Raw genomic sequence first — 14,001 nt, 5'->3', positions numbered from 1 at the left:
GTGCGAAGGTCTCTAATTCGCAGCAAAGTCCGTCAGATGCTCTGCTGCAATAAGCATCATCCGATACGTGACAGCTTCTTGCTTGGTCAGGTCTTCTTCCTTGCCCACGATGTAGACCGACGTCCCCAAAAGGACGTTGTTGCGCACATCAAGAGCCAGATATAGATCCGCAAATTCGTCCGTCGTGCGGTCGGTTCCCTCGAAGTACCCCCAACAGGTGGCCAAGTCGTCGTCTGGTACCTCCACCAATTTGCAATCCGTGGGTTTTTGGTCTGTCCAAGCCGCATGCATTGAAATCTGTTCCACAAACTTTGCTATCTTCCTGTCTGCTGCTGTCGCCAAATCCGCCGTCCGTTCCACGGCAATCGCAAGTTCCACACTTCCGTCACCAATGCTGGTCTTGACAGCACCCAGTGCGGGATCCCACGCCAGCGGCAATCCCGATGGCACGGCTATGGTCGCTCCGGTGAGGCGATCTTCATAAATGTCAAAAGCCAGAGCATCAAAATCGCCAGGATCATCCAGATGTTCTTTGAGCCCGGCCAGATTTTCTTTCCACTCAAAATCCTGTGCTTCAACAAATTCCAGTGCCACACTTGCAAGCGGGATGCGGCGCACCAGTGTCAGCGCGCTTGGCTCTTCCGCATTCTGCTCAATCTGAAGGCCATCCTGATCCAAGCGGTCCCAGATCTCGTTCTCAAGCGGGGCAAGACTGTTGAGATCGAAGGTCGCAAAATCCATCATCAAGAAGTCGATGTAATCGGTGTCCGTCATGTCCTTGAATTTCTTTGTGCGGTGTAAGGCGCGCCCTGAAAAATGCGGACCATTCACCTGAACAGTGAAATTCGTGGCCAACGGGCTGTCCGTCTCGCCGGAGGGGGCGATATAGTTGACAAATTCAAGCTGTCGGTCGATTTTATTTTCCGGAACGGTGACAGCCCCGGCGTCGATGCCAAGAGCTGTGAGTTTGTCGAACAGCAACGCCATCCCCTTTGCAAGGGCGTCTTCAAAGTCATCTCCTTCATAGCTCACCGTTACTTGGCGGACAGACCCATCCGTGCTGAGGGCCTCAATGGACCCAAATGCCGGATCGTAAGTGAATTTCACGCGTTCGGGGACAAAGATGGGCTGGTCGGCACCCGCAGGAAAAAGCCCGGTCAGCATTAGCAGGTCTCTTGATTTCTGAGTGGGCAGAATGTCGGTCAAATCATCGATGATCCAAGACAGATCTTCGTCCTCAGCAATGCCATAGGCATCCAAAGCAACCGGGAAAGGGACCGATCCGGCATGCGCCGGACCATCCTGATCTGTTCGATCCTTGGGGGTGGTCTGGCCCAGGGCCACGGTGATCGGATCGCGCACTGTCATAGCGCTGAAAAGATTGGCCTGTTCGGAGATTGTGCTGGGGAAGGGGTCGGTCGAATTTGGCAGACCAGGTAGATAGACACCGGCCGGAACTGACCAGTTGATCCCGCGCCAGCCGCCCAAAAGTCCACCATCAGCAATTGCAACCACCCGCCCTTTGGGGTCGAGAATAGGTGCGCCGGAATGGCCGGGCTGTATGGTGGTTGTGACGCGCAGGATTTGAGTATTGCGCTTCGGGTAGCCCTGATTTCGAAAGAGTTTCGCCAGATCTGCAGATGAAAATGCCCGACCCAATGTCGTCGCACCCGCATCCAGACCCAGCGCGAATTCGATCCGCAGCCCGATCATCTGTTCTGCGGCCAGTGGATAGCCCCAGACAATATGGGCGTCTGTTAGCGCCGGCTGCATATCTGATATCATCAACGCTGGCAGACCCAGATCGTCTTCCAACTTCACCAAGGCCAGATCCCCTTCAAGATCAGCGGCCAGGTAAGTTGCGATCAGGGTCTCCTTTTTGGCGCTCTCGCTGTAGACCAGCCCCTTGCCCGGCGCGCAGCCAGCAATCGCATGCAATGCTGTCACGACAAATCCGGGTTCAGGCCATATGAAACCAGTGGCTTTCATATCCCCATCAGGTGTCGCGCAACGGATTTGCACAACAGAATGTGAGGCTTTTCCTTTGGATTGCGAAAGCAAGACAGTCGGCATCGAAATGCAAAGAAGGAGCAATGCGAGCCACCGGCTCATTTCGCGTCGCCCAGATCTTGCATCCGGCACAATACCCCATGGGCAAGCTCTACCCTGGCTTCCAAATCGCCCTCTTTGGATCCGCTCAACTGCTCTGCAAATGCGCGCACAAGATCAGGGACATTGTCGCGATTATACGCCGCGAGGACATCGGCTGGCGTGGCAAAACGCGCCGGATCAAGGCGAGAGCAGGCATCGAACTTCGATAAGGTAAGAAACAGGACCGCCTGTTTGGCACCTGCCGCTGTGGGGTCCGTTGCCACATTTGTTGCAGACTTGCTGTCTTGAAACGCGAGCGTTGCGGGCACAATCGCAGTACGTTCATAAACCATCATTTGTCTGGCCAGCGTCGCGTTGTCGGGAAAGGCCGCATCCCAACGGGCCAGCGCAACACTGGGGTCGACAGCAATCGGGTTGTTGATCCGTACGTGCAACCCCAAAGCCAAACCAGCAACAGTGGCAAAGCCAAAAGCGCCAATCCGGACGGCGTTGACTTTGGGCAGTTTGGTTAGGCTGCCCTTGCCGTCCAGCCCCAGAAACACGGCCAAAACTGATGTGAGCGCACCGATCACGATGGCCACTACCGGTGTAACGGACAGCCCCATAACAGAACCCAACAGCAACCCGAGCCCAGCGCCGGCAAAAATATCAGCGGCAAATGGCACAGGTCCGTCTGTATGTTCAGCCATTGCAATACCCTCGAAATGAATGAATTTGTTCAAAATGTTCATTGAAACCTAGCATGGAAACGCGTCTTTTTGTATATCCTTCTTCAATAAACTGGTGTCTGACGAAATTTCAGATCGGAATTGTAAAAGACAGCAGGGTTCCTTTCGTGGCTGCCCCATTCAAACAACCCACAATATCACCCAACCTGCCGAAAATGGTGAAGCGCCCTGCCGACACTTGACCATTCAAGTACCGTGAAATACTAGATCAAATCACAGAGCGGGCGTTGTGTAGTGGTAAGACCTTAGCCTTCCAAGCTAATGACGCGGGTTCGATTCCCGCCGCCCGCTCCAACACATCCATGTCCTTTGTAGTTTATGCCGCACGCGCAGTGCTTGACCCTGCTGCTCAGCCGCGCCATGACCGCGTGAGCACCACCAAAGGACATTTCATGGCCCGACCTCCAATTCCTGCGCCGTCCCAGACTGAGGAACGCGAAAAATCCAAGCAGCTGGGCGCATTGCGCGCTTTGGTGCCGTTTCTGTGGCCTTACCGGGCACTGATGATCGCGTCGATTTGTGCCTTGGTGCTCACGGCAATGATTTCGCTGACTTTACCGTTGGCAGTGCGCCGGGTCGTGGATAATTTTCGCACGGGCGAGACCCAGCTTTTGGATCAATATTTCATGGGCGCATTGGTGATTGCGGCGCTGCTCGCGGTGGGGACCGGGCTGCGCTATGCGCTGGTGACTCGGTTGGGTGAGCGGGTCGTCGCAGACATTCGCAAGGCGGTTTTTGACCGTGTGATTGGCATGAGCCCGTCGTTTTACGAGCGGATCATGACCGGCGAAGTCTTGAGCCGGATCACCACAGATACCACGCTGATCCTGTCCGTGATCGGTTCATCGATGTCGATCGCTCTACGCAATGTGCTAATTTTTTTCGGGGGTCTGGGACTGATGATGTTGACCTCGACCAAATTGACCCTGCTGGTGCTGTTGATCGTGCCCGCAGTTGTGGTGCCGATTCTGACGCTGGGGCGGCGGTTGCGGGTTATCAGCCGCGAAAATCAGGACTGGATCGCGGCATCATCCGGCAACGCATCCGAAAGCCTGACCGCGGTGCAGACCGTGCAGGCCTTTACCCACGAGGCGGCAAGTCGGGATCAGTTTGGTCAAATGACAGAAGCGTCCTTTGACGCGGCACGCCGGCGCATCAAAACCCGTGCGGCGATGACCGTGATCGTGATCTTTTTGGTGTTTTCCGGCGTGGTCGGTGTGCTGTGGATCGGCGCGCGTGATGTGCGTGCGGGCGATATGTCGGCGGGCGGGCTGGTACAGTTTGTCATCTATGCGGTGATGGTGGCAGGTGCGGTTGCGGCGCTGTCTGAAATCTGGTCTGAATTGCAGCGCGCGGCAGGGGCCACCGAGCGTCTGGTCGATCTGCTGCAAAGCGAAGATGCGGTCAACGATCCGCTTCACGGCCAGACCCTGCCGGATACAGTGACCGGACGGATCACGTTTGAAGGGGTGCATTTTTCCTATCCGGCGCGGCCCGGTGTCGCAGCACTTGATGGGATTGATCTGGAGATCAGCCCAGGCGAAACCGTGGCCTTTGTTGGTCCGTCCGGTGCAGGTAAAACGACGATTATTCAGCTCATCTTGCGGTTTTATGATCCTGCGCAGGGCCAGATCAGGCTGGATGGTGTCGACCTGCGCGATATGCGCCGTGATGTATTCCGTCGCCATATTGCACTTGTCCCTCAGGACCCGGTGATCTTTGCCGCCAGTGCCGCAGAAAACATTCGGTTCGGCAGGCCAGATGCCAGCGACGCTGATGTGACGGCTGCTGCCAAAGCGGCGGCGGCAGACGAATTCATCACTGCTTTGCCCGAAGGCTATGACAGCTATCTGGGGGAACGGGGCGTAATGTTGTCAGGCGGTCAGAAGCAACGCATTGCCATCGCACGCGCGATTCTGCGCGATACGCCCGTGCTGTTGCTGGACGAAGCCACCAGCGCGCTGGATGCGGAAAGCGAACGTGCCGTGCAAGCCGCCGTGGACAAGTTAAGCGCCGACCGGACGACCCTTATCGTGGCGCACCGTTTGGCGACTGTCAAAAAAGCGGACCGCATAGTGGTGCTGGAGGCGGGCCGCATTCTGGCAATCGGAACCCATGATGAACTGGTTGCCAAGGGCGGGCTTTATGCCCGGCTGGCAAAGCTGCAATTCACCGATGGTGCGCAAGCTCTTTAATTCCCCCTTGTGTCCGTTGGCGTGGAACGAAACTATGTTCTATGAGTTCATATGCAAAGGAGAACTGATATGGGTTTGTGGAGTTTTGTTAAAGATGCCGGCAAGAAAGTATTTGACGGTGGTGACGACGCAGAGGTCTCAGGGGCCGCGTTGCAGGATGAATTGAAGGATCTCGGCCTCGATGCCAAGGGTCTTGATATTACCGTGGACGGTGACAAGGTAAAAGTCAGCGGCAAGGCCGTCAGCCAGGAGATGAAAGAGAAAGTCATTCTGGCAGTTGGAAATGTCGAGGGCGTCGCAGAGGTTGAAGAAGACATCGAAGGTGACGGTGCCGATCCGACGTTTCATACGGTCGAAAAGGGCGACACCCTTTGGGAAATCTCAGCCAAAACGCTTGGCAACGGTGCCCGCTACGAAGAGATTTTTGAAGCCAACAAACCAATGTTGAGCCATCCTGACAAAATCTATCCAGGCCAGGTTCTGCGTATTCCTGCCGCGTGAGCAGTAATAGGTTTCAGATCGAATAATACCAAAAAGATTGGGGCGGTTGTGCATGACGCACAGCCGCCCTTTTTGTTTTGCCGCTGCGTTATATTGGCTTACGCAGCGTCGCAAAGGCCAGCATGCTTGCAGAAAACTGGATTTCGACGCATCCTTTCGGCGAGTAAAAAAACACAGCTGGAAAACCAGCTTTTAGGGGAGGACGGCCATGCCATTTGGCGGGATCAAGGATTGCAAAGCAATCGAAGCGGAAGGGCCTTGGGCAGAACGCGATGTTGCGAAGACGCTTTACGGATTGCTCAGCAGCACAGCGGCAAAGTTCCCGCAGCACAATGCCGTCAGTTATCAGATATTCTCTGGTCCCAAAGACAAGGCTGAAACGCTCACCTGGAAGCAATTGCACGGCAAGGTGACCCAAGCGGCCAATATGTTTCGATCCCTTGGCATCGGCCCCAAGGATGTAGTGGCCTATGTTCTGCCCAATTGTAATGAAACGACGATTACGCTGTTGGGGGGTGCCGTTGCCGGTATCGCGAACCCGATCAACCCGTTGTTGGAACCTGAACAGATCGGGTCAATCCTGCGCGAAACCGGGGCGTCGGTGGTCGTGACATTGCGGCCTTTCCCGAAAACCGATGTGGCTGAAAAAACCGCAGAAGCGGTCAAATTTGCACCGGGTGTGCATACGGTGCTTGAAGTTGACCTGCTGCGATATATCACACCGCCAAAATCATGGATTATCCCGCTGATCCGGCCCAAGCTGAAGATCGCTAATCAGGCCAAATACCTGAATTTCAATGCAGAACTTGCCAAGCAACCGACAACACTGAAGTTTGAAGATCCACAAGAAGACCGCGTGGCATGTTATTTCCACACTGGCGGGACCACCGGCATGCCGAAAGTGGCACAGCATACCTATCAGGGACTGGTCTACAACGGTTGGCTGGGGCATCGGCTGTTGTTTGACGAGAACGACAACATCATGTGCCCGCTGCCGCTGTTCCATGTCTTTGCCTGTCACGTGATCCTGATGGCGGCCGTCCATTCGGGTGCGCATGTGGTCTTTCCGACACCGCAGGGATACCGTGGTGAAGGCGTATTTGACAATTTCTGGAAACTGGTTGAGCGCTGGAAGATTAGCTTTATCATTACTGTACCGACCGCCATATCGGCCAAGATGCAGCGGCCCATTGATGCGGATGTGAGCACGGTCAAGACGGCGTTCTCAGGCTCTGCACCATTGCCGCTTGAGCTTTTTCGGCGCTTTGAGGAAGCCACAGGCGTTACTCTTGTAGAGGGCTATGGATTGACCGAGGCCACATGCCTCGTGTCCGTTAACCCGACTGATGGCCAAAAGAAAGTTGGCAGCATTGGCATCCCATTGCCCTATTCCAAAGTCCGGATCATCAAGGGCACCAATGACGGGCCGGTGGATGCGGGTGTGGACGAGATTGGCGAGATTTGCGTGTCGAACCCCGGCGTTTATGCAGGGCATACCTATACCGAGGCCGACAAGAACAAAGACCTCTATTATGACGAAAAATATCTGCGCACAGGCGATCTGGGGCGGGTGGACAGCGATGGCTATCTTTGGATCACCGGGCGGGCCAAAGATCTGATCATTCGGGGCGGCCACAACATTGACCCCGCCGAGATTGAGGAGGCGCTTTTGGGCCATGAAGCTGTGGCTTTTGCCGGGGCAATCGGACAGCCCGATGCCCATGCAGGCGAAGTGCCCTGTGCATTTGTCGAACTGGTTTCCGGTGCGTCCGTGACCGAAGAAGAGCTTTTGGCCTTTTGCAAGGAAAAGGTCCATGAGCGGGCCGCGCAGCCCAAGCATATGACGATCATGGACGAACTGCCCAAAACGGCTGTGGGCAAGATTTTCAAACCTGATCTGCGCAAACATGCGATCACGCGCATTTACAACGCCGCGCTGGAAGAGGCGTCGCTGGAGGCGCGGGTGACCTCCGTGATTGATGACAAAAAGCGCGGTCTGGTGGCGCAGGTCACGATGGGTGGCGCGTCAGATGCAGATGTCGGCAAAGTGCTAGGTGCGTTCACGAGGCCATGGGAGGCTGTGTGAGAACACCGGATTACAGCCGCTTGATTGACGCCGAAATGTGGGCGTTCATCGAGCGGCTGGACAGCACCTATCCGGCCGGTGCTGTCGATCTGACCATTGCTGAGCAGCGCGATGTCTATGACGGCATGTGCAAGGTGTTCTATCAGGGCAGGCCCAAAGGTGTGCAGGTCCATGATGAGCCTAACGGTGGCGTTCCCTGCCGCCGTTATGAGACCAGCGGCAGCGATGTGACGGTGATCTATTACCACGGTGGTGGTTTTGTTGTAGGCGGGCTCGACAGCCATGATGATGTCTGCGCCGAGATCTGCCAGCGCACCGGGTATAGGGTAATATCGGTTGATTACGGACTGGCCCCCGAGGTGATTTTTCCGGGGTGTTTCGACGATGCGTGGCGGGCTTTCGCTGCCATCGCGACCGCACATGACGGTGACCTGATGCTGACGGGCGACAGTGCCGGTGGCAATCTGGCCGCGGCGGTGGCGCATCACGCGCGGGGCACGCATGACGGGCGCATTGTTGGTCAGGTGCTGATCTATCCGGGTCTTGGCGGTGACTGGGGGCAGGGGTCCTATGTGGAGCATGCCAATGCGCCACATCTCAGCACAGCGGACATGGAATTTTACATGAACATGCGCACGGGTGGCAGCGGTCCACCCAAAGGCGACCCGCGCTATGCGCCGTTGCAGGACACCAACTTTGCCGGGGTGCCACACTCGGTGATGATCACGGCAGAATGTGATCCGCTGGCCAGCGATGGGCAAAGCTATCGAGATGCGCTGCGTGCGGCGGGTGGTCAGGCGGAATGGATCAATGTGGCGGGCATGGTGCACGGCTGTTTACGGGCGCGGGTGATGTCGCAAAAAGCGGCTGGTTTTTTCGATCAGGTGGTCGGTGCAATTGATGCGCTGGGGCGGCGTGAATGGCCATATTGACGTCGGGTTGATCCAATCGCCTTAAGTGAGAAAACTCTTGGCTTTCATGGTCTTGGCAATCGGTGCGCCGAGCCGGTGCAGGATCGTCGGGGCCAATTGCAATTGATCAATCACTGTGTCCTCTGATGGCCCTTCCGCGGCCCCAAAATAATACAGTGCCGCCTCTTGCTGTAACGGGTCGCGCCCGCCGTGGTGGCCGCGCGCGTCCTGACCATGATCGGCAGTGACGATCACCTCGTATCCGTCATCCAACCAGCGCGGAATGAACGGGGCCAGCATTTCGTCCATCACAAAACAGGCGTGGTCCATTTCATGACAATCATGGAAAAACCGATGACCCATGCTGTCCAATGTACAGGTGTGCAACATACCGTAATTCAGGCCAAAGCGCTGGCAAAGATTTGTGAGGGACCCAAATAAATCCACGTCAGAGGGGGTCATCTGATTGTCGTGACCATACCCTGTCATGGTGTGGAAACGACCGTGGTTGATGGATTTGCTTGTTGGCTCGTCATATTCGATATCGCGAACGAAATCAAAGGGATGGCGGTTGAAAAACTCTGACCAGAACGAATGTGCAACCGCACCGGTTACGCCGCCGCCCGCGCGGACCTGAGAAAAGATATCCTTTTCCTTGAGGCGGAATACATTACCATTCCCGGTACAGCCATGCACCGCCGGGGCCACGCCCGTATGGATTGAGGCATAGCACGATGCCGAGGTCGAGGGCAGCACTGAGCGGATTTTCCAGACCCGGGCATCGCCGCTGTCGACCCAGCCTTCAAGGTTGCCAAACAGACGCCGCCAGTTGCGGTAGGGGACACCGTCGAGGATGATCAGCAGCAGCTTGTTTTTCATGGTTCGGCCCCCTTGGTTGCCCGGCCATATGACCGCAGAGCGGGGGCGCACGCAACGGTTAACCGAAGCTCAGAGCGCGGTATGGAGAAAGCGCCGTTAACGCCCTTGTTTCAAGGGGTCTGGGGGCTTGATAAGGCGGGTGTAATACGTCGGTATTGCATCGGTATCAAAGTCGGTGATGCGGAGCCTTGAGCGGATTAACGCGGCGTGCGATGATGGAAGGTGAGGGGGAGTGAATGTCAGCACTGCGGACAAAGCAGACCTCCACTAGAACATCCCCGAATGGCTACTTTCATCAGTTATATTGGATCGAAGGGTATCTCACTGGCCTCTCTAAGCGATTGGCCTAACTTTGCCGAAAATGCGTGGGCATAGACTTCGCGCTCTGTGCTTGGTTTGGAAAAATACAGTTCGCTTGCTACTTCTTGATCTTCGTTCAGGGCTGTTGGCGCATTGAGAACTTCTTGGTGATAATGAACCCAATGTCCCAGTTCGTGAAGCAACGTCCGATACAGAATTGTGTTCCGCACTGAACCCTCGTTAAGTTCCGCTTGGAAGCCTCGTTTTTCTTCCGTGAAGGCATGCCCATCCGATACCAAGCGGGCAAACTCGTCTCGGTCTTCCATCGTCATGCGCTTTGACCATTTTAGTTTTGCCCCAAGTTCTTGCGCCTCAAGAAGAATGGCGGTTCCACCATGTTTCCCAAATTCTGCAAAGTACAAAAATCGCCCCCAAACAGGCCTTTGCAGTTGTTGCTTTCGGGTCGGCTGGCGGAAGGCAACAATGTCTGGCAGGCTGGGTACTAGGTTCACCGCCGCAGTCAGCAGTTTGATAACATCTAGCGGTGAGCATCCGTAGGTAAAGCCATCCCGCGGCTCTTCAAACAGCGTTGTTAATTCGAAGTTTCCGATTGTTACATCTTGCTCTTTCGCATTCTTAAGACGCTCAAGAAACACTGAGAAATTGCCATGCTTGTCTTGCCAGCTTTCTGGAATTCGCATGTCGTTCGATTTAGAATATCCCGATGCGGATGTTCCAATCTTGCGGTTTCGCCGTTCTGGTCGCCAAACAGCTTTCACGCATGGTCTCCAATTTTAAATCAAAAGCAGACACTAAACTCGCTTCGTGAAAATGTAAATTTGGGCTCAAAGCCGCCACCCGCATGCCAGCGTCCTAATTCCCCGCGCTTTCCATTTTGCGATGCTCGATCACCTCTTCCAGCCAGCCCAGTTTCATCTCTGGTACGGAGCTTAGCAGCAGGTCGGTGTAATCGTCGAACGGAGGGGCCAGTACCTGCGACTTTGGCCCGTAGCGTACGACCTGGCCTTGGTACATAACGGCAATACTGTCAGCGATGGCTTTGACCGTGGCCAGATCGTGCGTGATAAAGAGATAGGATACGTCCTCGATCTTTTGCAGCTTCAACAACAGTTTCAGGATGCCGTCCGCGACCAGCGGGTCGAGCGCCGATGTGACCTCGTCGCAGATGATCAGTTTGGGTTTGGCGGCCAGTGCGCGCGCGATACAGACACGTTGTTTCTGACCCCCGGAAAGTTCGGCTGGATAGCGGTCTTGAAACCCGTCGCCCAGTTCGATCTCGTCCAGCAATTCCTGAATGCGTTCCTGTTTCTTCTTGCCTTTGAGGTTGAAGTAGAACTCAAGCGGGCGGCCGATGATGGTGCCGACGGTCTGACGCGGGTTCATCGCGGTGTCGGCCATCTGATAGATCATCTGCAATTCGCGAAGATCATCGAGGGGCCGGGATTTGAGGTCTGGTGTCAGCGTCCGTCCGTTAAAGACGATCTGGCCTGCCGAGGGGGGCAAGAGTCCGGTGATGACCCGCGCCAGCGTTGATTTACCCGAGCCGCTTTCGCCCACAATGGCGAGTGTCTGACCGGGGTGCAGTTCGACGTTCACATCCTTGAGCACGTCGAAATCGGTGCCTTTGTAGCGCGCGGTGATGTTTTCAACGCGCAGCAGCGGATTGTCGGTCGGCTTTTTCTCAACGTGTTTGATGGAGCGGACGGACACCAAGGCCTGGGTGTATTCCTCTTGCGGGTTGTTGATGATCTGATCGGTGGTGCCGTATTCGACCATCGCGCCCTGTTGCAGCACCATGATGTGATCGGAGACCTGCGCCACCACGGCCAGATCGTGTGTGATATAAAGGGCAGCCACGCCGGTGTCGCGGATCGCATCCTTGATCGCGGCCAGCACGTCGATTTGTGTGGTCACATCCAGCGCCGTTGTGGGTTCGTCGAACACCACGAGATCGGGTTCCGGGCAAAGGGCAAGGGCGGTCATGCAGCGTTGCAACTGGCCGCCTGATACCTGATGCGGATACCGCGATCCGATGTTTTCCGGGTCGGGCAGGCCCAGTTTGCGAAAGAGTTCAACCGCGCGTTCTTCGGCTTCTTTCTTGCCGAACTTGTTTTGGAAAATGGCGGCTTCTGTCACCTGTTCCATGATCTTTTTTGCCGGGTTGAAGGAGGCGGCGGCGGATTGGGACACATAGGTGACTTCGGCCCCGCGCAAGCGGCGCACATCGCGCAGGCTCGCTTTCAGCATGTCGCGGCCATTGACCCAGACTTCGCCACCCGTCAGTTCGACGCCGCCACGGCCATAGGCCATTGCGGCCAGACCGATGGTGGATTTGCCGGCCCCGGATTCCCCGATCAGGCCGAGGACCTTGCCCGATTCCAGATCGAAATCGACGCCGTGCACGATCTCGATATCGCGGGGGCGTTCGCCCGGCGGATAGATCGTCGCACCGATTTTAAGGCCACGGACTTTGAGCAATGGTTGTGTTTGTTCAGTCATCCCCGGCCCCCTTTCAGCGATGTGGTACGGGTCAGGATCCAGTCCGCAACAAGGTTAATTGAGATACACAAGGTTGCGATGGCATAGGCAGGATAAAGTGCTGCCTGGATGCCGTAATTGATGCCTTCCTTGTTTTCTTTCACGATGCCGCCCCAATCGGCCAGCGGTGGCTGTACGCCAAGGCCAAGGAACGACAGAGTCGAGATGAACAGCACGGCAAAGATAAACCGCAGGCCCATTTCAGCGACCAGCGGTGACAGTGCATTGGGCAGGGTTTCGCGGAAAATGATCCAGCCAATTTTCTCGCCGCGCAAACGCGCGGCCTCGACATAATCCATTACCGTAATGTCCACCGCCACCGCGCGGGCCAGACGGAACACGCGGGTGGAATCAAGCAGGCCCATCAACAGGATCAGGATCGGCATGGTGGTCGGCATCACTGACAACACCACAAGGGCAAAGATCAGTGAGGGGATCGACATGATCAGATCGACAAAACGGGACAGGGCCTGATCGACCCAGCCGCCAGAAACTGCGGCGAAAAAGCCCAGGACGGAGCCGGTGACAAAGCTGAGGATTGTTGCTGCAACCGCGATAAAGATCGTTGTGCGTCCGCCATAAATCAGGCGGGTCAGCAGGTCGCGGCCAATGCTGTCAGTGCCAAGCCAAAACTCGGAAGATGAGGGTTCCCAGACGTCACCTACGACCTCGGACATGCCGTAGGGCGCGATGATCGGGGCGGCGAGGGCCATGAGGAAAAACAGACCGGTAAAGAACAGGCCGATGAGCGCGGAAATGGGGATGTTTTTCATTTCGGATGCCTCAGACGGGGGTTCGCCAGGATTGAGACAATATCGGCAACGAGGTTCAGCCCGATATAGACTGCCGCAAAGATCAGGCCACAGGCCTGCACCACAGGCACGTCCCTTTTGCTAACGTGATCGACCAGATATTGGCCCATGCCGGGATAGGCGAAGACGACCTCAATAACGACCACGCCGACCACCAGATAGGCAAGGTTCAACATGACCACGTTGACGATGGGGGCGACTGCATTGGGAAATGCATGCTTGCGGATGATTTTCAGCATCCCCATGCCTTTAAGTTCGGCGGTTTCGATATAGGCCGATTGCATAACATTCAAAATCGCGGCGCGGGTCATGCGCATCATGTGAGCCAAGACAACCAGCGTGAGTACCATCACCGGAATGGCGATTGCGTTCAGCTTTTCACCAAGTGACATGCCGTCATTGATGATCGCTACCGAGGAGAACATGCCCCATTTGATTGATACCCAATAGATCAGCACGTAGCCGATCATGAATTCGGGGATTGAGATTGTGGTGAGGGTTACAGCTGAGATCAGCTTGTCAGGCCAGCGGTCTTTGTAGCGCACGGCCAGCAGCCCAAGGAAAATTGCCAGCGGGACCGATATGAGGGCCGCCCAGAAGGCAAGGAATAATGTGTTCTTTAAACGACCACCAAGGCTTTCGGCGATGTCGCGGCCATTGGTGAGGGCCGTGCCGAGATCACCTTGCAGAAAGTTACCGAGCCATGAGAAATATCGGCTCAGCGCGGGTTCATTGAGGCCCAATTCGGCGCGAAGGTTGGCTAGATTTTCTGGCGTTGCTGTTTGGCCAAGGATTGATTGGGCGACGTCACCGGGCAGAATTGAGGTTCCTACAAAAATCAGGACGGACGCGGCGATAAGCAACAGAAGGCCCAACGCTAAGCGTTGGGCGATCAGTTTTAAGATGGGGTGCATATCC

Annotated in this window: 11 protein-coding genes and 1 tRNA gene; 5 read left to right on the top strand and 7 right to left on the bottom strand. The window is 55.8% G+C overall.

Annotated features, from left to right (window positions below; all coding sequences use genetic code 11):
- Positions 1–12 precede the first annotated feature (12 nt).
- Complete coding sequence (locus ACEWL3_RS11030) at positions 13–1,989, bottom strand: S1 family peptidase (RefSeq protein WP_386181650.1); 1,977 nt, start codon at positions 1,987–1,989, stop codon at positions 13–15.
- A gap of 119 nt (positions 1,990–2,108) precedes the next feature.
- Positions 2,109–2,801: a hypothetical protein gene (locus ACEWL3_RS11025; protein ID WP_386181653.1), complete on the bottom strand. Its 693-nt coding sequence runs from the start codon at positions 2,799–2,801 to the stop codon at positions 2,109–2,111.
- A gap of 259 nt (positions 2,802–3,060) precedes the next feature.
- On the opposite strand from ACEWL3_RS11025, the gene ACEWL3_RS11020 reads away from it, so the two are divergent.
- From ACEWL3_RS11020 to ACEWL3_RS11000, 5 genes are all read left to right on the top strand, one after another.
- Positions 3,061–3,134: transfer RNA gene (locus tag ACEWL3_RS11020), tRNA-Gly, on the top strand.
- 98 nt (positions 3,135–3,232) lie between these two features.
- On the top strand, positions 3,233–5,035 hold the full coding sequence (locus ACEWL3_RS11015; RefSeq protein WP_386181656.1) for an ABC transporter transmembrane domain-containing protein: 1,803 nt from the start codon (positions 3,233–3,235) through the stop codon (positions 5,033–5,035).
- A 69-nt stretch (positions 5,036–5,104) separates the two neighbouring features.
- Positions 5,105–5,536, top strand: a complete 432-nt coding sequence (lysM, locus tag ACEWL3_RS11010; protein WP_386181659.1) for a peptidoglycan-binding protein LysM — start codon at positions 5,105–5,107, stop codon at positions 5,534–5,536.
- 208 nt (positions 5,537–5,744) lie between these two features.
- Positions 5,745–7,622 (top strand): acyl-CoA synthetase, encoded by a 1,878-nt coding sequence (locus ACEWL3_RS11005; protein WP_386181662.1) that lies wholly within the window; start codon positions 5,745–5,747, stop codon positions 7,620–7,622.
- Positions 7,607–8,554 (top strand): alpha/beta hydrolase, encoded by a 948-nt coding sequence (locus ACEWL3_RS11000; RefSeq protein WP_386181664.1) that lies wholly within the window; start codon positions 7,607–7,609, stop codon positions 8,552–8,554. The genes ACEWL3_RS11005 and ACEWL3_RS11000 overlap by 16 nt, the downstream gene beginning before the upstream one ends.
- A gap of 21 nt (positions 8,555–8,575) precedes the next feature.
- Here ACEWL3_RS11000 and ACEWL3_RS10995 read toward each other — a convergent pair whose 3' ends face one another.
- The 5 genes from ACEWL3_RS10995 to ACEWL3_RS10975 form a co-directional block, all read right to left on the bottom strand.
- Positions 8,576–9,412, bottom strand: a complete 837-nt coding sequence (locus ACEWL3_RS10995; RefSeq protein ID WP_386181667.1) for an alkaline phosphatase family protein — start codon at positions 9,410–9,412, stop codon at positions 8,576–8,578.
- A gap of 299 nt (positions 9,413–9,711) precedes the next feature.
- On the bottom strand, positions 9,712–10,491 hold the full coding sequence (locus tag ACEWL3_RS10990) for a hypothetical protein (RefSeq protein WP_386181670.1): 780 nt from the start codon (positions 10,489–10,491) through the stop codon (positions 9,712–9,714).
- A 94-nt stretch (positions 10,492–10,585) separates the two neighbouring features.
- Positions 10,586–12,232, bottom strand: a complete 1,647-nt coding sequence (locus ACEWL3_RS10985) for an ABC transporter ATP-binding protein (RefSeq protein ID WP_386181673.1) — start codon at positions 12,230–12,232, stop codon at positions 10,586–10,588.
- Positions 12,229–13,044 carry an ABC transporter permease gene (locus ACEWL3_RS10980; protein ID WP_386181676.1) on the bottom strand — a complete coding sequence of 272 codons (816 nt, stop codon included), beginning with the start codon at positions 13,042–13,044 and terminating at the stop codon, positions 12,229–12,231. The genes ACEWL3_RS10985 and ACEWL3_RS10980 overlap by 4 nt, the downstream gene beginning before the upstream one ends.
- Positions 13,041–13,997 (bottom strand): ABC transporter permease, encoded by a 957-nt coding sequence (locus tag ACEWL3_RS10975; RefSeq protein WP_386181679.1) that lies wholly within the window; start codon positions 13,995–13,997, stop codon positions 13,041–13,043. The genes ACEWL3_RS10980 and ACEWL3_RS10975 overlap by 4 nt, the downstream gene beginning before the upstream one ends.
- Positions 13,998–14,001: the final 4 nt, after the last annotated feature.

The organism is Sulfitobacter sediminivivens (assembly GCF_042611115.2).
Classification (GTDB): domain Bacteria; phylum Pseudomonadota; class Alphaproteobacteria; order Rhodobacterales; family Rhodobacteraceae; genus Sulfitobacter; species Sulfitobacter sediminivivens.
The sequence above is the reverse complement of the archived record's forward strand: the minus strand, read 5'-3'. Positions and strand labels throughout refer to the sequence as shown.